We start from the raw sequence: 24063 nt of genomic DNA, 5'->3' as shown, positions 1-24063 counted from the left end.
TAATATTATATTGTACTACTCATATTTATATATGATATTCATCCTACAACTAAAGAGCACGCAAATCTTATTATTTATATTTATATATATAATTCAACTTAATGTTTTCTGTTCATTTTGTTCATTCGCTTTTCGCAAAATCTAAACGCAAAAAGCATTCGTAATTAAACAAGTACCGACAATTCGAAAATCCATTTATTGTCCCCTATGATTGATCTATCCTATGACTTTATCATGACCCTGCAGAATGAAGTTCTACGCAGGTTCGGTGTTGAAGTCATGTTACCAGGAGATTGCAAACATCTCTCTCAGTCCATATTGGATGACACCACGAAACTGGTGAGCGAAACTACGCTCAAAAGGGTGTTTGGATTTGCTGTAGCTCAACACAGCTTCTCCAGATACACGCTGAACACACTTTCGCAGTATTGCCAGTATAAGGATTGGGAGGATTTTCAGCAACATCATTACAGACTGCTGAACACAGATCCGAGGTCTCTTACTGAGACCAACACGATGCCTGCGTTTGATATGAGCAAATGGACTGACCTGAAAACCAAGGCAGATGCCGTTTCCCATTATACCATGGTCACCCTTAAAAACCGGTCTGGTATTGCCTTCCCGTACACCGTTCACCGGCCATTCTGTAACGCACATATCGAAAAGTTCCTGGAAAGCGACTATGCGGCTACCGCTTTAATTGCACCTTCCGGCTGGGGCAAATCGCTGTCGCTTGTACACATGGCAGAACACTGCTGGTTTGGAAAAGATGCGCGTTATAAGCAGGATGTTTGCTGGTTTATTCACGCGCATGCCGCCGGAAGCCTGTTATTAAAAGGCTTCTCGCTCTCTACCTGGCTCGACAACCAGATGAACCTGGGTAATGGCGAAAATTTCCGTGAATATTTTTCCAGTCACTTCGATAAAAAAGGCGGACGCCTTATATTAATAATAGACGGTTTTGATGAAATCGCCGTAGCCGGTGAAAAGCTACGGGTACTTTACTCAAAGCTGGAAGACTTTGTATATTCCAATGACCTTTACCCCTGGGTGAAAGTGATCCTTTCTATCAGGAGCAGCACCTGGGCTGAAATATTCCAGCACTCCCAGCAATATCCGGCCTTCCGCCGGTATTGGTACCTCGGTGCCGAAATGGATGAGGAAACCAATATTAACATGCCCCAGCTGGCAGAACAGGAAGTGAAGTCCATATTATATAACCATCAGTTTGATCCGGCAACTGTACGGTTGTTTTCGGAAAGCTTCCTGCAGAAGCTGCGGTATCCCTACTACCTGCAACTGTTTTGCCAGTTGAACAGCGGACCCGATCAAACATTTGTTGATGAACACCTCAGCTTATTTGAAATTGTTTCCCGCTTTATTCAAAACCGGGTATTCAACTCGCAAAGCAATTCTTTCAAAATAAAAATCATTGAAAAATTACTGACCCTGCTGGATCTTGGCAGAACAGGTATTTATACGGATAAAAACCTGTTACTCGCCCAGAATGCCGATCTGTTCCCTGCCTACAAGGAATTACTGGCAGATAATATATTGGTGGAAGAGAACCTGAGCCAGGAGATCATGTTCAATGTAAAAGTGCGCTTTGCCCATACCATGCTGCTCGAATATTTTGTGGCCATGCATTACCTGAAACAGAATGGCCAGGAAATAAACGAACCATTGCTGATGGCCATACTGGATCACCTGCCACAGTCGCCATACCGCATAGGCGTGTTCAGATGGCTGCTCCGTTATGCGATCAATCATGCGCAGATAGATGGCATCATTAAAATGCTGCATTTACCACTATCCAATATAGAAAAATCACACCTGCTGGAGTACCTGGTATTACATTACCAGCACGACGGCAATAATCACGGTGAACTTAAATCCATCTTCCCGGCAGGCTTCTTCAAAAAGAATCCGATTGGTCCTTTTATCAGCGATGAATTTATCCATTTCAGAAAACGAAAGGTACTAACGGCACTGCTGGGCCTGGCAGAAGCCCGGGAAGATAAATTAAAAATCAGGAGTAAACTCTTCACCATGGCCCTGCTCCAGCTGGATGCGGAACAGTGCGAGGTAGAACTAAACAATATTAAAAAAATATATACCGCTGACGAATTTGAAGATGAACTGTGGGTTACACCTTATGAAATCCAACTGTTTATCTATGAATTTCTCAAGTTTGGTATTGTAAATGAAGATATCAGGGAAAAAATCTACAATTATTTCCGTTACTGGACCGGTAACAAAGGTGGGAAAAAACCCATTTCAGAACCACAGGAAATTGTATTCCGCAACATGGGTATTGTATTTACCCTGCTGGAAGACAATGAAAGCCTGCTCAATTTTACCACCCGTATTTTTGAAACATATCCTTCCTTACAACATCGTAAAACAGACTCCCTCCGTTTAATGCTGCTCTGCTGGCAGGCACAGGCCTACCTTGGCCTGGGTCAAACGGCATCGGCTGCACGAATTTGCAGGCATACCGACCAGGTAATCAAGAAATATTCTGCTGACTATTTTGGCGGAAAATACCTGGAGTCCCTGCAAAAGCTGCTGTATGCCGGGGTGTATTTTAATGAACACGAATTCAATAAGGCCATCCGTACTGCGGAAACAGCCGTAGAAAATGCGCAGAAGCTGGATTTCAAGGTATTGGCGCTGATGAATTTTGGTTTATTGAATAAGATCTATCAACAGTTGCAGATGGACAAACAAAAAAATGATACTGTACTGCAGATAGAACTCATCAGGAAAAGCACCTCTTTTAAACAGGCAGTTTCAAATTTTGCCCGTTGATTATGGCATAATTTTGCTTTATTGCGTAGCATAATGGCTATTGACGAAAGCAAATACACAAGGGTACAGTTAATACTACTCAACTTATTGAGTTTGTTAACATTACTACTGCTCGCTCCATACATCAACCACTTTGTTCCTACGTTGGTTGCCAATGGCTGGCATATCGACCTGCTGTTGGCTGTGGTCGTGAGCTTTTGCGTGGTGTATTTGTTCCGTTGGATTTTCCGGCCGCTGATCATTCCTGTCTTCCTGCTGGTATGCGGGGTCATGGTATTTAATAAATATACCGACAGCTATACTTTCAATAATGTATTGATTGACTACAAAGGAATGGTGCAGGGCAACCTGGGCGCCAAAGACAGCAAGCAACTGGATATCCTCAGCCTGTATCCCAGAAGGGTAGAGAGTTACCGGGATAAAACCGTAAGGGGCATGCGGGAAAAAATCAACTTCCAGGATTCGGTAGTCCGTAACTTCTCTGTAAAACACTCGCTTGATTATTATGACGAATATTTCTATAAATACGGAAAAATAACCCGCTTCCTTTCCCTGTTCCGTTTTATCAACAGCCATTTTAAATATGTGCTCGACTCCCGGCGTGATGAATATTTTGCCACCCCGCAGGAAACCATACAAAATGGATTAGGTGGCGACTGTGACGACCATTCCATATTGATGACTTCCTGTTTGCAGTCGATCGGCGCCCGCTGCCGTATTGTATTGATTAAAGGACATGCCTACCCGGAGCTTTATTGCGGTGACCGGGATGATTTCGAAATCATGAAACAAGCCATCATTACGCTTTTCCCCAGGCCAGTGGTAAAGGAAATATATTATCACGAGCTGAAGGGGGAGTACTGGATCAACCTGGATTATTCCGCGCGTCACCCGGGCGGACCATATATGAATGATAAAGTTTACGCGCTGATTGAGCTCTGATCCTTAAATTTGCCGCATGCGTCATTTTACCCGCCTCCGGAAACACCATAGCTTTTTTCGATTTAAAAAGGACTTCGAACAGTACAGTTTAAGGCGTGCCAAGAGCTATGAAGTAATTTTACATTGGTTGCACAGCAAAATGAACCGCCAGCAATTTCTGTTGTTGTCAGGCATATTGGTCGGATGCACGGCTGGTTTGGCTGGTGTGATTTTAAAAAGCCTGGTTCATTATATCCACTATGTTATTACTTATAAAGTACATTTCAGCACCCAGGTAATTTTTTACGTGTTATTTCCTTTCCTGGGAATTGTGCTGACAACGCTGATAGTCATCTGGTTTTTTAAGGGACAGTCGAGAAAAGGAATTCCTGCCATATTGCATGAAATTGCCCGGAATTCCAGTCTTATTCCACCTGTGAAAATGTATTCACAGATACTTCAAAGTGCCATCACCGTAGGTTTGGGCGGATCGGCCGGATTGGAAAGCCCTATTGCCGTGACCGGGGCTGCGCTGGGTTCCAACTATGCGCGTACCTATCACCTTGGATACAAAGAACGAACCCTGTTGCTGGCGGCAGGCGCTACTGCCGGCATTGCTGCTGCGTTTAATGCACCCATTGCCGGGATGATGTTTGCCTTTGAGATATTACTGACGGGCGTGGTATTTTCTGATTTCATGCCACTAGTAGTAGCTGCGGTTTGCGGCAGTTTGCTTTCCAAAATCATTTTACAGGAAGAGGCATTGTTTCATTTTGAATCGCGCGTTGCCTTCAACTATCATAATGTGCCTTACTATATAGCGCTGGGCATCCTCAGTGGATTTTATGCACGCTACTATGTTGTTATTTCCCAGAAGATCGAGCATTTTTTCCATCATCTCAAATGGTCGGCGCTGCAGCGCGCCATCCTGGGAGGCGTCCTGGTATCGGCACTTTGCGTGGCATTGCCGCCTTTGTTTGGAGAAGGGTATTCCAGTGTAAAATCACTGGCTTCAGGAAATGGCGAAGCCATCCTGCAAAACAGTTTCTTCCGGTACCTGCCCATACAAAGCTGGATGCTGGTGGTATTTACAGGTTGTGTTTGCCTGCTGAAGGCGTTGGCGGCATCTGTGACTATACAAAGTGGCGGTAATGGCGGGAACTTTGCCCCTTCGCTTTTTGCAGGCGGATTTCTTGGATTCTTTTATGCTATGCTTTGCCAGCAGATGGGGTTAACAGATATTCCTGTTACCAACCTCGTTATTGTAGGCATGGCCGGGGTAATGGCCGGGGTCATGTATGCGCCGCTTACCGCTATCTTCCTGATAGCCGAATCCAGCTCGGGATATGATCTTTTTATTCCGCTGATGATTGTTTCCACGATCTCCTTTTTGATGGCAAAGTGGTTTTCTCCCATCTCACCGGAAATCAAAGAACTGGCAAAAGACGGCAAAGTATTTACGAAGGCTCATGACAGCAACATATTGCTGCTGTTGAAAATGGATGACCTGGTAGAAAAGGATATACAACAGATCAGTATTGACGCCACCTTGCGACAGGTGATTGAACTGGTAAAAGAGGGCAGCCGGAATATTATAGCCGTCATCAACAAACAAGGATTATTTGAAGGTATTATTACGCTGGATAATATCCGGCCCATTATGTTCAGCCCCGAATTATACGATACCATTACTGTTAAAAAACTTATGCAGGCGCCGCCGGCGGTGGTTGGTCTGAAAGATAATATCAACCTTGTAATCAAAAAATTTGATGAAGTAAATGCCTGGAATCTGCCCGTGGTACAGGATAAGCGCCTGGTGGGCTTTATCTCCAAATCAAGTATTCTCAATAAATACCGGCTGTTATTACAGGAGTATTCGGAAGGGTAGGCTTTCTTCCACAAAATATTTGTTGCCGCGAATGGCCTATTTTTATTATCAAATACCAATGTTCAATGGCCAGAGTCCTGATAAATTTTGCTCATCCTGCCCTGGAAAAATCCAGGGTGCATGCACAGTTGCTGCGTATCATTAAAAATATTCCCGGTATTACGCTGAATGACCTGTACGAGCAATATCCCGACCTCGATATAGACGTAGCCCGTGAGCAGAAGCTGCTTGAACAGCACGATATTATATTTATGCAGCATCCTTTTTACTGGTACAGTGCGCCGGCGATGGTAAAACAATGGCTGGACCTCGTACTGGAACATGGCTGGGCTTATGGCCATACAGGCAAGGCCTTACAGGGAAAATATTTTGGCAATATTATCAGTGCCGGCGGGGCGGAGCATTCGTACCAACCAGATGGACATCATGGTCATACGGTGCATGAGTTTTTGCTGCCTTTTCTGCAAACGGCCAAGCTGTGTAACATGCACTATGTAGCGCCTTTTGTGCTTTATGGTGTACACCGGGAAGACACATCCGATATAAAAGAAGATGCCGCACAACTGGGGCAGGTACTGGAGCGCCTTCGTGGCGAAAAATTCGACCTGACGCCGTTACCCGGTCTTAATTACCTGAATCAAATACTTCAACTTCCCGCACAAACGCGTTAATATGGATCAGCACTCATTATTATTTCAGTCGATGGTATACCTGGCGGCAGCCATTGTATTTGTACCTATTGCCAAAAAGATGGGCCTGGGCGCGGTGTTGGGTTACCTGATAGCAGGTATTATAATAGGTCCCTCGTTGTTGGGTTTTATAGGCAGAGAAGGAGAAGACATTATGCACTTTGCCGAATTCGGGGTGGTGATGATGTTATTCCTGATAGGTATTGAGCTTGAGCCCGCGTTGTTATGGCGATTACGCGCGTCCATCCTGGGTTTAGGGGGGCTGCAGGTGATATTAAGTTCGGCAGCGATAGCCGGTATCGCCTTACTGATAGGGCAGCCGCTGAATACGTCGCTTGCGCTGGGGATGATTTTGTCGTTATCTTCCACGGCCATTGTGTTACAAACCTTGAATGAAAAGGGCTGGATGGGTACGGCTGCGGGTCAGAGTGCTTTCTCCGTATTGTTGTTCCAGGATATTGCGGTGATCCCGATGCTGGCGATATTTCCATTGCTGGCAGGTAATGCTGCGCCTGATACAGCTGCCCATACGCATTCGCTCCGCGACAACCTGCCTGGCTGGGGGCAAACGCTCGTGGTATTAGGCGCTGTAGCCGTTATTATAATTGCCGGCAGGTATCTTGTGCGGCCGCTGATGCGGATCATAGCCCGCACCAGGGTAAGGGAATTGTTTACTGCCACCGCCTTGCTGATGGTAGTGGCTATCGCCGTACTGATGAACCTTGTTGGGCTAAGCTCCGCACTGGGTGCGTTTCTGGGCGGGGTAGTGCTGGCCAACAGTGAATACCGGCATGAGCTGGAAAGTGATATTGAGCCATTCAAGGGTTTGCTGCTGGGTTTATTTTTTATAGCGGTAGGCGCATCTATAGATTTCAGGTTGATATTCGCGCAGCCCTGGCTAATACTTGGTCTCGTGTTGGGCATCATGACATTGAAAGGAATAGTATTATTACTTCTCGGGAAAATATTTAAACTAAATACAGATCAGAACCTGTTATTTGCCTTTGCCCTGGCGGACATCGGAGAATTCGCCTTTGTGCTGTTATCCTTTACCAGTCAAACACATCTGATGAGCGACGAAATGACGGCGATGATGACAGCCGTTGTAGCCATCAGCATGGCGCTTACCCCGTTGATCATGTTGCTGTATGAAAAAGTGATACAGCCCTATTTTACGCGATCGGAGGTAAGTACTGAACGGGAGGCTGATCAGATCAATGAAAAGAACCAGGTTATTATTGCCGGCTTTGGCCGCTTTGGTAGTATGACGGGCCGTTTCCTGCGGGCAAACGGCATCCATGCCACTATCCTGGACCTGGATTCTGACCGGGTAGATGCCTTACATAACCTGGGCATAAAAGTATATTATGGAGATGCTTCGCGGTATGATTTACTGGCAGCTGCCGGTGCAGCCGATGCCAAAATGCTGATTATTGCCACAGATCACCCGGAGCAAACGCGGGACATTGTGAAGATGGCGCAGCGCTATTTTCCTCATCTGCAGCTGTTGGTGAGAGCAGAAAATAATGAAGATACTTTTGAGCTGATGGACCTGGGCGTATTGCATATTTACCGGGAAACGGTAGACACCTCCCTTCGGGTAGGCGTTGACGCTTTACGCATGCTGGGCCAACGGGCTTACCATAGCGAGCGGGCAGCCCGTACTTTCTTCCGGCAGGATGAGCGAACGCTGAAAGGCTTATCCGCTTTGCGCGATGACAAAAAACAATATATCAATTCCATGAAAGAGCGTATCGAGGAAATGGAGAAACTAATTTCTTCCGACCGTGTAAAAACCTGGCTGGATGAGGGTCAGGGCTGGGACCCGGAAACGTTACGCGATGAAATCAGGGGAGAAAAGGAAGGGGAAGAATGATCCGCGGCTGCACAAAAAAGCAGCCGGGATAAACTGTTTATTGAATATGCTGCACAATCAGCTCTGCTACATGATGCAGTAAACCTACGTCGACCGTATTTAAATGATCATGCATCGGTTTGCTGGAGATAGCGCGTACAAAACCTTCTTCATCAGGTTCGTATACAATTTCGTGCTCTTCAATTACCACTTTGTATACTGTTTTATAAGTCTGATGAGCGGTTTCCACCTCCACAATATGCGGATGTCCTTTGTATTCAAATTTGAGCGTGAAAATATCTGACATAAATTGTTACTGTTGTGCAGTATTGGCTACTGAATCATCCTGTTGCCGGTGATAGTAACGTTTTATCCTGTTTTTTTCACCGCGGGAGAGCAAGTGAATAAACCACAGGGAAAAATAAGCAAGACCGCTGATGATAAATATGTAGCCGACAAACCCGAGGGTATGGAATACTTTAAACCACATCCAGTCGTTGGTTAAGGCGTACTGTGCTAAGATAGCTAAAATCACTCCTGCTAATACCAATACAACAGCAATTTTTTTCATGGGGGAAGTTTTTGGGACAAAAAATGTTGTCGTCGCACACAAAGCGGCAAACGCAATGCCACCTCATATCTCTGTGATACACAAGTATACGGATGTATTTCACGTGGAGATATCTCTACATAACGTGTTCCTTAAACGTTGACCTGTTCCGAATTGTTACAGTTGAAGGCGAATACCGAGCTTGTTTAATCCCTTTACCACGAAGAGCATGATCACTGCAAAAAAAGCGCACCAGGCGATACCTGGCAAACCCTGCCCCAGTATGGCGGGTAGCGCTATCCCCGCCAGCAACATTCCATAGAAAACGATGTCCGGCAAAATATACGTCAGCAGCGGGTTGGAACCGGCAGGCCGGAAGAAGGCTGTCCACCTGCTGATATGTTTTACATCTATCAAAAAATATAAAAAAGAAAACAGGGCTATACAGATAGCCGCGCTATACAAGCACCAGCTGGGTGTTGCCTGGATCTTGGATATTTTATACGCCGGCCGTAAGCGCCATGCGGCAATTAAAATGATGATCAGCAAGCCCGTAACACGGGAAACCAGTTTACTGCCCATCAGTCCCATATCTTCATCAAAATAAAACAAGGTTAATAGCATCCCGCATAATACAATCGCTGTATGCGCTGCATTACGCTGCTGAGTGGCCAGCCAGCTCCAGTTGCCGTTCCTGACAGATGGTTGTTGACATATAGCGTAGTATCCAATACAAACCGCGATCATTAACATAATACCACCGGCATTCCCTTTGAACAACTGGTAAATAATACATGCATACAAATAAGCCCAGCCAATAAGTCCCAGAATGCCCCACCACTGCGGTCCTAATCGCTCGCTGCCATCTCCGCCACGATATATTATACCCAATATTACCAGGCCTGCAATGCCGGCACTCTTAAAACACCAACTGATCCAGGGCTGCCGAAACGTATATACATTCCATACCAATATTGCGCTAGCATAAAATAATAAGGCCCATAAAGCGCCATTCATCCCTGTTGCCTCTGCATTCACTTCCTCTGCATTCGCCATAAAAACACCCAATACCAGTAAGCCCAATGTGCGCCATATAATATGCTGCTGCAATTTCCAGAAAGAATCGCCCTTTGCCAGCCGGCTGTTAACCGCAAAAGGAACAGACATTCCAACAATAAAAAGGAAGGCCGGAAATACCACATCCACGAAAGTCATCCGGTCTTCATTCCCGTGTGCATGCTGCATCCACGACGGAATACCACTCACACCGGCCACGCTGTTGACAAAAATCATGACAAGAATAGTGATGCCCCGGAATGCATCGATAGATAAAATACGGCCGGACTTTAAGTTGTTGATCATATGGGTAACGGGTATGCAGTTGACTTTCCAAACAAAATACGATATAAAACGGTCATTTATTTCAAATTATCCTGCCTGCCGTTAAGCCCATTTTAATAACCGGATGATAAAAAAATAATTACCTTTCTCCCCGCAACAAAAATCTCACACAGCTTATGATGAAACACATCCTTACCGGGGCAGGGTTAGCCAGCATGGCTTGCTTTATGGCCTGTAACGAAGGTCAGAAAAACGCTGCTGCCACCACCCCCACACCCGATGCAGTAGCCGCTAACGTAGACAGCACCATTCATCCCGCGCAAGACTTTTTTGATTATGCCAATGGCGGATGGATCAAACGTAATCCTATTCCGGCTGAATACAGTTCCTGGGGTATTGGTAACCTGGTACAGGAAGAACTCTACAAACGCCTCCGCATCATCAACGAAAAAGCCGTGGAGAATCCAACAGATGCCACTTCTAAAAAAATAGCCGCTTTCTGGAAAAGTGGAATGGACTCTGTAAAAATCAATGCTGATGGTATTAAACCCATCGAAGCAACATTGCGGGCAATAGATGCTGTTACCAACATACAGCAGCTGATACAGCTGAGCGCAAAAGAACACAATCGTACCGGCGTTATGTGCGACATGTACATCGGGCAGGATGCCAAAAACAGCGAGGCTATTATCGTTCAGTTTTCACAAGGTGGCTTAGGCCTCCCCAACCGTGATTACTATTTTAATACCGACGACCGTACCACTAAAATAAGACAGGCTTACCCTGCACATGTGGCTAAAATGCTGGAGTTTACCGGTCTTGACAGCAACGCCGCTAAAACTGCCGCTGCTTCCGTTGTACAGCTGGAAACCATGCTGGCAAAATCGAGCCGCAAGCTGGAAGCCCTGCGTGATCCGGAAGCCAACTACCATAAAATGGCAGTTACCCAGCTGAATAAAATTGCCGGCAGCGTAGACTGGACGGACTTTATAAAACAACAGGGCATCAGCAAATTCGCCGATACGGTCATCGTTGGTCAGCCTGAATTTTATACTACGCTGAGCGATGCACTCAAATCGCAACCGCTCGATACCTGGAAAAACTATCTGAAATGGAATCTCATCAGCAGCGCCGCCGGCACACTGAGCGATACCATCGCCAATACCAGCTTTGCTTTTTATGGCAAGCTGCTTCGTGGGCAAGACAAACAAAAGCCTCGCTGGAAACGCGTGCTGGACTCCGAAGAAGGCGCCATGGGCGAAGCGCTCGGCCAACTGTTTGTAAAAGAATTTTTTAATGCTACCGCTAAAAAAAGATATGAAAACCTGGTAGAAGAAATACGGGGAGAACTAAAAACACGTATTGAACACCTGGACTGGATGAGCGACAGCACCAAAGCAAAAGCATTATATAAACTTTCAAAAATTACCAAAAAAGTCGGCTATCCTGATAAGTGGAAAGATTTCTCTGCTATGGATATCAAAGATCAGTCGTACTACCAGAACGTAGATGCTGCCCGCCAGTGGTGGTTAAATTACCAGATCGCCAAACTGGGCAAACCTGTAGACCGTACCGAATGGGATATGACACCGCAAACCTATAATGCCTACTACAACCCCAGCAACAATGAGATCGTACTGCCTGCCGGTATCTTTACCGTTCCCGGTAAACGCGACGAAGAGCTGGATGATGCAGTCGTTTATGGTTATGCGGGCGCGTCTACCATTGGCCACGAAATTACACATGGCTTCGATGACGAAGGCCGTCAATTTGATGCCGCCGGTAACCTGAAAAGCTGGTGGACCAAAGAAGATGAAAAGAAATTCAACGACCGCGCAGCCGTTATGGTACAACAATTCAATGGCTACGTAGTAGTAGATAGTTTACGCATCAACGGTAAAGCTACGCTCGGTGAAAACATCGCTGACCTGGGCGGTATACTCCTTGGATGGGAAGCATTTAAGAAGACCGAACAGTACAAGAAAAATGAAAAAATTGCGGGCTACACCCCTGCACAACGCTATTTCATGGGCTATTCACTGGGATGGTTAGGACATACCAAAAAAGAATCACTGGCCAGGCAAGTACTGACCGATGTGCATTCTCCTGCTAAATTCAGGGTGAACGGGCCATTTAGTGATGTGGACGCGTTTTATGAAGTGTATGGTATTAAACCGGGTGATGGAATGTATAGAGCGGACAGTGCGAGAGTCCACATTTGGTAACGGATTTTGTCTTACCCAGGATTAAACTGATTACAGCGATTATGATGATTTTATTTTTTTGATTTCCTTTGATCTTTTAACTTGAATAATTTGGGCGCCGGGCTAATGTCCGGCTCTTTTTTTATTAAATTAGAGTATTGTTTGTTTTAACACCACTTTTTTATGATTAACCCGCACTACAAGCATTCTGAGCTTACAGGAAAAATTATAGGATGTGCGATGCATGTTCATCGCATTTTAGGTTCGGGATTTCAAGAAGTCATATATCAGCGCGCATTAGCGATTGAAATGGCTGAAAACGGGATTCACTTCGAACGTGAAAAAGAAATATCTGTTTATTACAAAGGTTTACACGTTGGGAGTCGCAGAGCCGACTTTATAGTAGAAAATCTTATTTCAGTGGAATTAAAAGCCTTAACCATAACAGAACAAGTACATATATCTCAGGCTAAAGGTTATCTGAAAGCTTATAATGTAGAAACGGGATTACTTATTAACTTTGGCACTCCAAGCCTTGAATTTAAAAGGCTCTTCAACGACAAGTATAAATGAGAAAAAGACACAACAGTATAAAGGGTAAAATCATTTTAATCGCTATAATCAGTTTAATCCTGGGGAAGACAATATCCGCGCAAACCTTCTCCAATGCCTTCCTTCCTTTTACCGGCACGCCAAAGCACTACGTTTGTTACCGTGCAACAGACAGCCTGGCAATAGATGGAAAATTAGATGACGCCGCTTGGAAAAACGTGAGCTGGTCAGAGGATTTTGAAGATATTGAAGGCAGCGCCAAGCCGCGGCCACGGCTGCGTACGAGGGTGAAGATGATATGGGACGATAAGTACCTTTATATTGCGGCCCAATTGGAGGAACCACATATATGGGCTACTTTGCGCGATCATGATGCTATCATCTTTCATGACAACGATTTCGAAGTATTTATTGATCCTGATGGAGATACGCATCAGTATTATGAAATAGAGATCAATGCCTTGAATACGGTGATGGACCTCTATATGGGAAAGCCATACCGCAATGGAGGGGAAGCCATGCTGAACTGGGATACCAAGGGTATTCGCACTGCTGTACACATAAATGGTACGCTTAATGATGTGAAAAATACGGACAAAGAATGGACAGTGGAAATGGCAGTTCCATTTAGTGCACTCAGCTTTTTCAATAACCAGCTGCGGCCTGTAAACAATAGCCTTTGGCGCATAAATTTTTCGAGGGTAGAGTGGGATACTGATATTAAAAACGGGGAATATGTAAAACAGCGGAAGCCGGAAAACAACTGGGTATGGTCGCCACAGCAAATTATTAATATGCATGCCCCCGAAAGATGGGGCTACCTCTTGTTTACTACGCAATCAAAAGCTATATTTCAGCTCCCCGCGGCGGAAGATGCCAAAGTATACCTGTGGCGCATTTATTACGCCCAACAGGCTTACCGGAAAAACAATGGGCGATATGCCGGCAGTCTTGATGCATTGAAACTGCCTGCTACCGTAACAGGCGCCAACGGGCAGGTATATACCATCACACTGGAAGGAATTTCTTCACAGTTTACGGCTGGTATTACCGGCAGCAACTTCGCTGGTTCCATTAATATAAACCAGGAAGGCAAAGTTTATAACAATAGAAAATAACGGATATGGATAAACGTGTTTTTATTAAGTCATTGGGAATCGGCGGTCTTGCACTAGCAAAGGCATCCCTGCCGGTTAGTGCAGCAGCCATCGCTGAAAAGTCCCCTTCCCTGGAAAAAACATCGATACAGCATCGTGTATGGATCAATCCCGATCATAAAGAAACTGCCGCTGTTTTGCAACCGAGATATGCGGCTTACAGAAAAGCCGGCATTACGGATATTATGTTTGAAGCCGACAGCGAGGTACATTTCAAAGCGGCGAAAGCTAATGGAATAAAGGCGCATCGCTGGATATGGACCATGAACCGCGGAGAAAAGGAACTGCTGGCCAGTCACCCGGAATGGTATGCTCAGAACCGTAAAGGCGAGTCCTGTGCCAATCATCCCCCTTATGTAGACTATTACAGATGGCTTTGTCCCAGCAAACCGGAGGTAGTGAATTATCTGAAAGAGCAGGTAGAGAAGGCGCTCTCCCTGGATTATGTAGATGGCATACACCTGGACTATGTACGTTATTGTGATGTGATTTTACCGGTGAACCTGTGGAGTCATTATGGTATTGACCAGTCGAAAGAATTACCTGAATATGATTTCTGTTATTGCGAGCAATGCCGCAACGCCTATAAAGAAAAGAATGGGATAGATCCGCTGCAGATCGAACATCCGGACCAAAGCCCTTCCTGGCGCAAGTTCCGTTACGATCGTATTACAAACGTGGTGAACAACCTGGCGCAGGTAGCGCGGCAGCATAAAAAGCCCATTTCAGCAGCGGTATTTCCTACACCGGAAATTGCTAAACGCATTGTGCGGCAAGACTGGACCAACTGGCCGTTGAACGCTGTGTGCCCGATGATCTATCATGGTTTTTACCGGGAAAATGTAAGCTGGATTGGCGACGCCGTTGCAGAAGGCGTGAAGGGGTTACATGGGGCGTTCCCATTATATGCCGGTCTTTATTTACCTGATTTTAACGGCAACTATACATCGTTGGCGGAAGCAGTAAGACTGGCCATTCAGAACGGCGCAGCCGGGGTTTCTATCTTTGGCAGCGTAACACCGGAGGTGTTGCGGGTGCTGGGGGAAAGCGCGTAAGCGAATTTTGTCTTGCCCAGGATTAGACTGATTTTGACGATTAGACTGATTTTTTCTAATGATATTTTGATTTAAAAAGATTAGCGAAGACAAACGCGGACACTCGCTTTTATCTTCGCTAATCTTTTTAAATCAAAATATCATTAGAAAAAATCAGTCTAATCGTCAAAATCAGTCTAATCCTGGGCAAGACAAACTACAACACGTTTGCAGGCCTGTTGGCTGCAGCTTTCCCGAAGTCGTAATTAGGTTTATTACCCATTTTCACCACCATGGTACCGCCTTTTACCACATCTTCATGTGTGATAAAGCTCTTGCTGTAAGGCTTTCCATTAAGGGTAACGCTCTGGATATAGATATTTTCAGGACTGTTGCCGATGGCCTGTACCGTGAAAGTTTTGCCTGCGCCTACTTTTATGGTAGCCTTATCGAATAACGGGCTACCTAATACGTACACACCGCTGGCTGGGTTTTCAGGATAGAAGCCCATCGAAGAGAATACATACCAGGAAGACATTGCGCCGCAATCTTCGTTACCTGCAAGACCTTCCGGTTTATCGAAATAGAAGTCTTTCATTACCTGTCTTACTTTCTCTGCAGTTTTCCATTGGTTACCAGAAAAAGCATACATGTAGGTAACGTGATGGCTTGGCTCATTACCGTGAGCATACATGCCTATGAGGCCGGAGATGTCGCTGGAGGCTTCTGCGCCCATGTCGCCTTTTGCAGTAAAGAGGCTGTCGAGCTTGCGGGTAAAGGCTTCGTCGCCACCCATGAGTTGAATAAGACCTTCCACATCCTGTGGTACCAGCCAGGTATATTGCCAGCCGTTACCTTCGGTAAAGTCGCCTTTTTCGTGGATAGAATTAAATGGATCGTATGGTGTTTTGAAGCTGCCGTCGCTCATACGTGGACGAACAAAACGGATGCTGCTATCGAAGTAGTTCTTGTAATAGCCGGCGCGTTTTTTATAATATTCATAGTCGGCTGTTTTGCCCATTTTCTTTGCCATAGCAGCAATACACCAATCATCGATGGCATATTCCAGTGCCTTTGAAACAGATTCATATTCTTTGTCTGCAGGGATATAGCCTAATTCCTTAACATATTTTACGCCGAGGTCGTCGCGGGTAGAAGAGGCTTTCATGGCGGCCAGTGCATCTTCTGCATTAAAGCCGGTGAATCCTTTCAGGTAAGCATCCACGATGGGGGGCACTGCGTGATAGCCTACCATGCAATTGGTTTCACTGCCCATCAGGTGCCAGATGGGTAATTTTCCCTGTTGCTTATAAATGGTGAGCATAGAGTTCACGAAGCTGTTCACCTTTTCCGGGTGCAGGATGGTGCTGAGTGGCGCGCAGGAGCGATAGATATCCCATAAAGAGAATACGGAATAATTATCGAAGCCTGGATTGGTGTACACTTTTTTATCGGTGCCGCGGTAGCTGCCATCATGATCATTGAACAAAGCCGGATCGATCATGGTATGATACAATGCTGTATAGAAAACGCGGCGGGCGGCGTTATCCGTTGTTTCAATGTTTACTTTGGATAATTCCTTATCCCATTTGGCGTTGGCGGTATTCACTGTTTTGGCAAAGTCCCAGCCTGGAATTTCCGCTTTGATATTAGCGAGTGCTCCTTCGCTGCTTACCGGCGAGATGCCTACTTTCAGCATTACCTGTCCGGGCGACTTATCAAAAACGATGACGCCTTTGGCAGCCTTTGATTTCACGGAGTTACCGGATTGTTTGGTATCTCCATCAAAAACCAGGAATTGTTTTACGGGTACGTTGGATTTGATGGCAAACCAAAGACGCTGGTCTTCTGCCCAACCTTTGGAATAACGATAACCTTCCAGCGTATATTCATCTACCTGGCGGATAAATGTTTCTACCGGCGCATCCCAGCCTATACCTTCTTTCAGATCAACAATAATATTTGCAGGCTGACCTTTTGGAAAAGTATACCTGTGAAGCGCTACTCTTTCGGAAGCCGTTAATTCTGCTTTGATGTTGTAGTCGTCCAGCTGTACGGAGTAGTAGCCTGGACGGGCTTTCTCACGATCATGTGAATAATGGGAGCCATACCCGGAAGTAGGATCTTCCTGGGTGCCCCTGTTGGTTCTCACTTTACCGGTATAGGGCATGATGAGCACATCGCCCAGGTCACCGATACCGGTGCCGCTGAGGTGCATTTGGGAGAATCCTATTAATACGCTGTCGGAGTAATGATACCCGGAGCACCAATCCCAACCTTTCACAATATTGGTAGGGCCTGTTTGTACCGCGCCATAAGGTACGCTGGCGCCTAAAAATACGTGTCCATGTCCACCGGAGCCAATATATGGATCTACTGAAGCAACTGATTTACTTTCTACAAATGTTTCCTTCTTTTGAGCATCTGCCTGAATGCCGTGAAACAGCATGGCGGATAACGCGAAGGCGCTACCTATCTTGAATCCCGAGTTCATAATCAAAAACCTTTAATAATCCGGCAATTTACGGCCTGATTATTACTTTTTTAGTTAATTTTTTTATAAATGGGTAATGGCGGCCAATTCCTGCACTGGCCTGGAAACGGGTTCTTTTTTTACTAAAAATTTGTGGGTGTAGATCTCATAGGCGATCATGAGCCATAATACCAGGCAGGGCAAAGCTTTCAGCGCATAAGGCACTGCCAGGTTCTTTCTTACCCAGGGTGTTACCACGTCTGAATGGGAGAAGCTGACAAGTAAGATGGCGAAAAAGATGAATATATTATTCCATTTGGTAGCGGGCTGCATCACGTACCAGATGCAGATGGCAGGGATAGCAATAATATAGGTAGGCGATTCTGAACTGGTGCTGAAGAGTACCGGGAACATCAGCGTAGAACATAAAATGTATAAACGGTAACGGGAGTTATAGCGGTATTTGAGTTGTGTATACTGTAAAAGGAACATTACTACTGCCGGCACGAGTACTGCCATATTACTCAACCATGGAATATGAAATACCCGTTTGATAAGGCCCCCGGCAGAAATATCCTGGAACAACACGTTTGCGCCCACATTCAGTTCATTCTTATGCACTAATGCAGCATACCATTCAAAATAACAGTTGACAATATATTGGGGAGAAGAAATTACCATGGGTAAGGCAAACATCACCACTGCCCAGAGGAATAGTCCACCAATAAAACGTTTGGGATTAGGGCTGAAAAAGAAAAATGCCAGTCCTACGATACCGTAAAACTTGGTAAAGGTTCCTAATACAATAAAGAAAGTGGCCCAGAGTTCTTTTCCCTTGATGGTATTGGTGAAGGTAAGAATGATGAATGCCCCTATAAACTGGTTGAGCTGAAACCAGCCACTGGCGCCCATCAGCTCCTGGGTACACAACAGGAGAATAATATTTTGCTGTAAGCGGGTAAGAGGAAGCTGGCGAATGGCATAAAAAAGGGCAGCGGCTCCTGTAAGGGCCCACATCATGGCGCCCAGGTGCGTGTCTAAGCCCGCAAAAGGCGCGATTACGATGCTGAATACAGGACCATAGAGGTTAACATCGTAATATTCTGCCGGGTAGTGTATGTATAGGGGTTGCTGATGCAGTACGTGAAAAAAGACGTTCTTAAATATGAGGAAATTATTAATATTTTCCCGGGAGATCTCCATGATAGCGCCCAGGAAGGCCAGGCCAAACCATAAAGACATGATCAGCCATTCCTTTTCCGCCAGATAAGTCAGCACATTTCTTTTTTCACGCATACGATGGTTGCTATATAATTAATTGCTACAGTACTCAGGTATAACGCATGGGAAAGCGTATCCCCCTACTGTAAACGGTAACTATCCGGCCACATACCGATGAGCGGTCAACGCTGTACTGCAGTAGCAGCGCAGTATCAATTTTCTGATTCGGCCCATTGTTTTGATTGCTCATTAACGGCATAAACAACCGCCGCCATTATTACACCCACAATGAGTAAAAAGGAACATATCAGTAAGATCATAGCAAACCCGATTTTTTCACATGAGCTCAAATGTAAAGAAAAATTCAGGATCTCATTTTAGTATAGCCGTATGCGATGCTGCTGCCGGATATTTTTATTAAGGGAGACAGGTACCCGCTGAATGCCCTTCATGCCGGGATCGTCCACAACGGGGTTTACTGCCGGGCAGATGGCCAGCTTCCGCAGGTTTGGAGAAACAATTTTCGTAAATTACTTCCATGAGTGCAATGAGAAACCCTGGAAAGAAGCGTTCCGGCAAAGATGAAAAACTGACTTTTAAAGAGCGCCTGGCAGCGTTACAAAACCTGCCGGCATTTTTCCGCATGGTATGGCAAACCAGTCCTGGTCTTACTATTGCGAATACCGTGCTGAGGGTAGCGCAATCCGCCATGCCATTGTCGCTGTTATACGTAGGTAAACTGATCATCGACCAGGTAGTACACCTGAACAAAGATCCTCACCATTCCGCCACCTGGCTCTGGCAGCTGGTAGCCATTGAATTTGGCCTGGCCATTATTTCGGATGCGCTCAGCCGGGCCATCTCCCTGTTGGATGGTTTATTGGGTGATCTGTTTGCCAACCATACTTCTGTAAAGATCATGGAACATGCAGCCAAACTGGATCTTGACCAGTTTGAAGATGCTGAATTTTATGATAAGCTGGAGCGCGCACGCCAGCAAACCACTGGCAGAACAGTGCTGTTGGCGCAGGTGTTAAGCCAGGTACAGGATATCATCACCATTATTTTCCTGGCAGCGGGACTGGTGCTATTTAACCCTTGGTTGATATTGCTGTTGTTGCTGGCGGTAATCCCTGCATTTTTAAACGAATCGCATTTCAATGACCTTTACTATAAACTGGCCTGGGGCCAAACATCCGACAGGCGGGAGCTGGATTATATCCGCTACCTGGGGGCCAGCGACGAAACTGCCAAAGAGGTGAAGGTATTTGACTTATCGAATTTCCTGATCAACCGTTTCCGGGTGATCTCTGATAAATTTTACACCGATAAAAAAGCGTTGCAGACCCGCGATTCCATCTGGGGGACGATATTTGCCATATTGGGTGCTGCCGGCTATTACGCCGCCTATGTGATCATTATCATGCAAACCATCAGCGGACACCTGAGCATAGGTGATCTGGCCTTCCTGGCGGGATCGTTCCGGCAACTACGCACAACTTTCCAGGGCATCCTGATCCGCTTTTCTGCGGTCACACAGGGAGCTTTGTACCTGCGTGACCTGTTCGAATATTTTGAGATACAACCTAAAATGACGGATCCGGTTCATCCGCGGGCTTTTCCTAAGCCCATGCGGCAGGGATTTACTTTTGAAGATGTGGGTTTTAAATATATCAACTCCGACAAATGGGCCATCCGCCATCTGAACTTCACCCTGCATCCCGGGGAGAAACTGGCGCTGGTAGGGGAGAACGGCGCCGGCAAAACCACGCTGGTGAAGCTATTGTCCCGTTTGTACGATCCTGTAGAAGGCCGTATTTTGTTAGACGGCATAGACCTCCGGGAATATGACCTGAAAGAATTACGTACCCAGGTGGGCGTTATATTCCAGGATTTTCAGCGTTACCAGATGACTGTTTCACAAAACATCGCCGTTGGTAACATTGCGCAAAGCAGCAACCAGCCGATGATTGAAGATGCGGCAAAACAAAGTCTCGCTTATCCTTTAATAGAAAAAATGCCGCTTGGCTATGATCAAATGCTTGGCCGCCGCTTTAACCAGGGCATAGAGCTATCTGGCGGCGAATGGCAAAAGATAGCGCTGGCGCGCGCTTATATGAAAGATGCGCAGTTACTCATATTAGACGAGCCCACCTCCGCACTGGATGCCCGGGCAGAATACAATGTGTTCCTGCGCTTTGCTGACCTTACGAAAGATAAAACCGCCGTGCTGATATCGCACCGGTTTTCCACCGTGCGCATGGCCAATCGCATACTGGTATTGGAACAGGGGACATTGGCAGAAATCGGCAGTCATGAAGAACTGCTGGCCAAAAAGGGGCGGTATGCGGAGTTGTTTGAGTTGCAGGCAGCAGGCTACAAATAAAAAGAGGTTGTATCCCCAATGATACAACCTCCGATCTATGTAACACTATGGCGGAAAGAAGAGGTGGTCCTCTTTTAAACGACGACGCAGCAACTGCGGCGTTACCCCTATTAGTTGCTTATAAAAGCTTATTTATTACATCCTTCAGCAATTTTTCTGAACTGGGCCTTGGCGCATTTGCATTGACTACTTTTCCTTCTTTATCGAAAAGCAGGAAGGTAGGGTACCCGGGGACCTGGTAATACTGCATAAAAGCTGTTTTTTCGCCGGAATATAGTTGTAAAGTTTGCTTATGGCCGGCCATTTCTATCCAGGTAGCCTTGTCTTTAGGTCTGTCTGCCGAAATACCTAAAAACACGATATCCTTACCTGCATAGTCAGCGGCCATTTTCTCAAACAGCGGCGCTTCCTCGCGACAGGGGCCACACCAGGTAGTCCACACGTCGATGTATACTACTTTACCTTTAAGATCACCGAAGTGCCAGATCTTACCTTTATGATCTTCCAGCGCGAAATTGAGTCCAGGCGTGCCTGGCAGCACATTGCCCATGGTAACGATCAGTTGCTGCAAACGGTTTTGGAGGGCAGTATCTTTTACCGGCGCGGCTGCGGTGGCAGCCAGTTTCCGGGCAACGGCCAGCTCTGAAACAGAATGACTTTGTTGCAGGTAAGGAAAATATACATCCTTTATATACCAGTACTGCACCAGCTCTCTGAAGGGTGCATAGGTGCTCAGACCTAATGCTTTTTTGCCGATAAACGCCATTTTGGTGCTATCGTTCGTCATAGTTGCACGTTCCTTTTTAAATCGTTGCTTGAGCATCCAATCGTACAGGAAAAAGAACCCGCCTTTCACTTCTCCCGGAAGAATATGTTTAATAAAAACGGGTTGATTAAACAGTCCGAAGGCTTTATCATCATAAGCCGGCGCTGCCAGCGATGCCGGTATGGCACCCGTCATCTTGTTTTCATCACAATACCACCAGCAGTAATTACGGGTATTGATCATGTTGAAAGCATGCATTGCCTGCAGGTAATTATTATTGCCGGCTATCTGTTGCGCCTTTGCATAAATGCTATCCATTGTTTTCAGCTGCTGCTGCATGAAAGAAAGCGAAGCCTGCTTTGTTTCAAAGCGATCCCACATGACTTTTGCGAAAATGCTGTTGGTGAACTCATACCAGGCCAGGGCGTTATTGAGTGCGCCTGCCTTGGAGCGCAGGGTATCCATCATGATATCATGATCCGTGGTATCCTGGTTATTAAACACCAGGCTTAACGAATCGCCGGGTTGGAGGTAAACCTTCTGCGAAGCCGTGGCCGACCCGCTCATCAATAGCAGGTTAATAATCACCGGTTCGCTGATGTTGGTGACCCAGGTAAGGTGTGCTGTACTATCCGTTGGCAGCATCAGTGCCGGCGGAGTTCTGCGCAGCAGGGCATTTGTAGCGGTGGATAATTGTTCCAACCGGAATTTTCCTTTTACATGATGGGCTGTTAAAGTAAGACTACTTCTGACAGGCTTATTAAACTTTTGCTGTGCATTTGCTACCGATGTGGCAATCAATGCTATGAGAAAAATGAAAATAACTCGCATGTTGTATAATTTACCTGGGGTTTTGTTCCAGGTGAGTGGCAGTAATTTCTTTTGCAGGAATAGGAAAAACGTACCGGTTATCTCCGGGCGGCAAGGTGAATGTTTCGTCATTTAGTGTGCGCGTTAACGTTATAGCATATTCCGGGTCTGCATTCAGGCGTTTGAGGTCCATGAGACGGAGGTTTCTGAAAATGAGTTCCTTCCGGCGTTCCTGCAGTATTATTCTCAGGGCTACCTTAGGAGAGCCGGCCGTTGCAGGTTGAAAGGAACCTTCTTCGAAACGATTTACCAGTAAGGCATTCAGGTCATCCATTGCTTTACCGGTTTCGTTTTTACGCGCATAGCATTCCGCGCGGATCAGATACAATTCTGCCACCGTAAACCCGGAAAAAGGACTCGGCACATTCGTACTGCCGCCATCGTTATAACTACCGATGTACTGATAGTTACCCTGATCCGGTATCTCTCTGAAAAATAAAGACGCGCGCAGGTCATGGACATTGTAAAGCTTATGCATATCTGAAGAGATGGAATAATTTTTCGCGTACATCCCTGTAGTAGATGAAATAAAAATTACTTCAGGATTGCTCACGACTGTTACCGGAAACACTGCATCGAAAGGAGAATTATTCGGATCTACCGTCCTGTAATCCAGCAGGGTATTTTGGAGAGAAATACCAGCGGTGGCCTGCTCCATGGCCCGGTCGTAATCCCCCATTTGCAGGTAAATACGGGCTGCCAGCGCATGGGCCGCGGCGCGGGAGGGTCTTGTTTTAAATGGCGCCTTTACCGGCAACAGCTTTATAGCGTCGTTCACATCCGTGAGGATCCGTGTATATACTTCTTTTACACTATTACGTGTAACCGGCGCCGTTACATCAGATGATAGGCGAAGCGGCACGCCCAAGTCTTTATCCGCGGTAGCTGCATTGTACTGTTTTGCAAAAGTATTCAGCAGGTTAAAGTATGCATAGGCACGATAAAAATCAGCTTCTCCCTGCACCTGGTTACGTGCTTCCTGCAAGCCGGTTGGGTTAGCCGCCAGGCCTTCCAGGATGGTATTGGCATAAAAAATTATTGTATATGGCGCGCTCCAGTCCCGGATATCCTCATCGGCGGTAAAGAGGTCCCGGCTCCAGGTGTAGGATCGCTGGAAGTAGTCCTGTGGCACATCCCCATATTGATCTTCCGTTAAAAAAAGATCATCTGCCATGATATCAGCGATCCCTGGTGTTAGCGTCATGGTCCACTGATCATCGAGCAGTAAACGGAAATCTTCTACCCCGCCTGGAATGAGCTTGTCTTTCGGCTGTATATCGAGGTAATCTTTGCAGCCGGCAAAAGCCAGTATGAAAGCAAATATTATAAATTTCTTCTTCTTCAT

The 24063-nt window shown here is 46.0% G+C and carries 17 protein-coding genes; 10 read left to right on the top strand and 7 right to left on the bottom strand.

Annotated features, from left to right (window positions below; translation table 11 throughout):
* Positions 1 to 207 precede the first annotated feature (207 nt).
* The 5 genes from KE626_RS02055 (at position 208) to KE626_RS02035 (ending at position 8185) form a co-directional block, all read left to right on the top strand.
* Complete coding sequence (locus KE626_RS02055; RefSeq protein ID WP_211971218.1) at positions 208 to 2811, top strand: NACHT domain-containing protein; 2604 nt, start codon at positions 208 to 210, stop codon at positions 2809 to 2811.
* Between the two features lie 93 nt (positions 2812 to 2904).
* The gene (locus KE626_RS02050) at positions 2905 to 3753 is read left to right on the top strand and encodes a transglutaminase-like domain-containing protein (protein WP_249207204.1); all 849 of its coding nucleotides are present in this window, start codon (positions 2905 to 2907) and stop codon (positions 3751 to 3753) included.
* 16 nt (positions 3754 to 3769) lie between these two features.
* A complete protein-coding gene (locus tag KE626_RS02045) occupies positions 3770 to 5620 on the top strand; it encodes a chloride channel protein (RefSeq protein ID WP_211971216.1) in 1851 nt (616 codons plus the stop codon).
* 65 nt (positions 5621 to 5685) lie between these two features.
* Complete coding sequence (locus KE626_RS02040) at positions 5686 to 6291, top strand: NAD(P)H-dependent oxidoreductase (RefSeq protein WP_211971215.1); 606 nt, start codon at positions 5686 to 5688, stop codon at positions 6289 to 6291.
* A gap of 1 nt (position 6292) precedes the next feature.
* Positions 6293 to 8185: a monovalent cation:proton antiporter-2 (CPA2) family protein gene (locus KE626_RS02035; RefSeq protein ID WP_211971214.1), complete on the top strand. Its 1893-nt coding sequence runs from the start codon at positions 6293 to 6295 to the stop codon at positions 8183 to 8185.
* Positions 8186 to 8222: 37 nt separating this feature from the next.
* On the opposite strand, the gene KE626_RS02030 is transcribed toward KE626_RS02035, so the two are convergent.
* The 3 genes from KE626_RS02030 to KE626_RS02020 form a co-directional block, all read right to left on the bottom strand.
* Entirely contained in the window at positions 8223 to 8471 is a 249-nt protein-coding gene (locus KE626_RS02030; protein ID WP_211971213.1) for a hypothetical protein, read from the bottom strand.
* Positions 8472 to 8477: 6 nt separating this feature from the next.
* Entirely contained in the window at positions 8478 to 8735 is a 258-nt protein-coding gene (locus KE626_RS02025) for a hypothetical protein (protein ID WP_211971212.1), read from the bottom strand.
* A gap of 156 nt (positions 8736 to 8891) precedes the next feature.
* Positions 8892 to 10076, bottom strand: a complete 1185-nt coding sequence (locus KE626_RS02020) for a DUF5009 domain-containing protein (protein WP_211971211.1) — start codon at positions 10074 to 10076, stop codon at positions 8892 to 8894.
* 155 nt (positions 10077 to 10231) lie between these two features.
* Between KE626_RS02020 and KE626_RS02015 the strand changes: the two genes are divergently transcribed.
* From KE626_RS02015 to KE626_RS02000, 4 genes are all read left to right on the top strand, one after another.
* Complete coding sequence (locus KE626_RS02015; protein WP_211971210.1) at positions 10232 to 12280, top strand: M13 family metallopeptidase; 2049 nt, start codon at positions 10232 to 10234, stop codon at positions 12278 to 12280.
* A gap of 162 nt (positions 12281 to 12442) precedes the next feature.
* The gene (locus tag KE626_RS02010; RefSeq protein WP_211971209.1) at positions 12443 to 12832 is read left to right on the top strand and encodes a GxxExxY protein; all 390 of its coding nucleotides are present in this window, start codon (positions 12443 to 12445) and stop codon (positions 12830 to 12832) included.
* The gene (locus tag KE626_RS02005) at positions 12829 to 13929 is read left to right on the top strand and encodes a carbohydrate-binding family 9-like protein (RefSeq protein ID WP_211971208.1); all 1101 of its coding nucleotides are present in this window, start codon (positions 12829 to 12831) and stop codon (positions 13927 to 13929) included. Before KE626_RS02010 ends, KE626_RS02005 begins: the two co-directional genes overlap by 4 nt.
* 5 nt (positions 13930 to 13934) lie before the next feature.
* Entirely contained in the window at positions 13935 to 15023 is a 1089-nt protein-coding gene (locus tag KE626_RS02000; RefSeq protein ID WP_211971207.1) for a family 10 glycosylhydrolase, read from the top strand.
* A 196-nt stretch (positions 15024 to 15219) separates the two neighbouring features.
* Here KE626_RS02000 and KE626_RS01995 read toward each other — a convergent pair whose 3' ends face one another.
* The gene (locus KE626_RS01995) at positions 15220 to 17496 is read right to left on the bottom strand and encodes a GH92 family glycosyl hydrolase (RefSeq protein ID WP_211971206.1); all 2277 of its coding nucleotides are present in this window, start codon (positions 17494 to 17496) and stop codon (positions 15220 to 15222) included.
* Positions 17497 to 17559: 63 nt separating this feature from the next.
* Positions 17560 to 18771, bottom strand: coding sequence for a glycosyltransferase family 87 protein (locus KE626_RS01990; RefSeq protein ID WP_211971205.1), 1212 nt, complete (start codon positions 18769 to 18771; stop codon positions 17560 to 17562).
* 463 nt (positions 18772 to 19234) lie between these two features.
* Between KE626_RS01990 and KE626_RS01985 the strand changes: the two genes are divergently transcribed.
* Positions 19235 to 21082, top strand: coding sequence for an ABC transporter ATP-binding protein (locus KE626_RS01985; protein ID WP_249207203.1), 1848 nt, complete (start codon positions 19235 to 19237; stop codon positions 21080 to 21082).
* Positions 21083 to 21200: 118 nt separating this feature from the next.
* Here the strand turns inward: KE626_RS01985 and KE626_RS01980 are convergent, their stop codons facing one another.
* Both KE626_RS01980 and KE626_RS01975 read right to left on the bottom strand, forming a co-directional pair.
* Positions 21201 to 22679 (bottom strand): TlpA family protein disulfide reductase, encoded by a 1479-nt coding sequence (locus tag KE626_RS01980; protein ID WP_211971204.1) that lies wholly within the window; start codon positions 22677 to 22679, stop codon positions 21201 to 21203.
* Positions 22680 to 22689: 10 nt separating this feature from the next.
* Complete coding sequence (locus KE626_RS01975) at positions 22690 to 24063, bottom strand: RagB/SusD family nutrient uptake outer membrane protein (RefSeq protein ID WP_211971203.1); 1374 nt, start codon at positions 24061 to 24063, stop codon at positions 22690 to 22692.

Origin of the sequence: Chitinophaga hostae, from assembly GCF_018224885.1 — a bacterium.
In the GTDB taxonomy this organism is placed as follows: domain Bacteria; phylum Bacteroidota; class Bacteroidia; order Chitinophagales; family Chitinophagaceae; genus Chitinophaga; species Chitinophaga hostae.
This window is presented reverse-complemented; position numbering and strand designations above follow the sequence as displayed.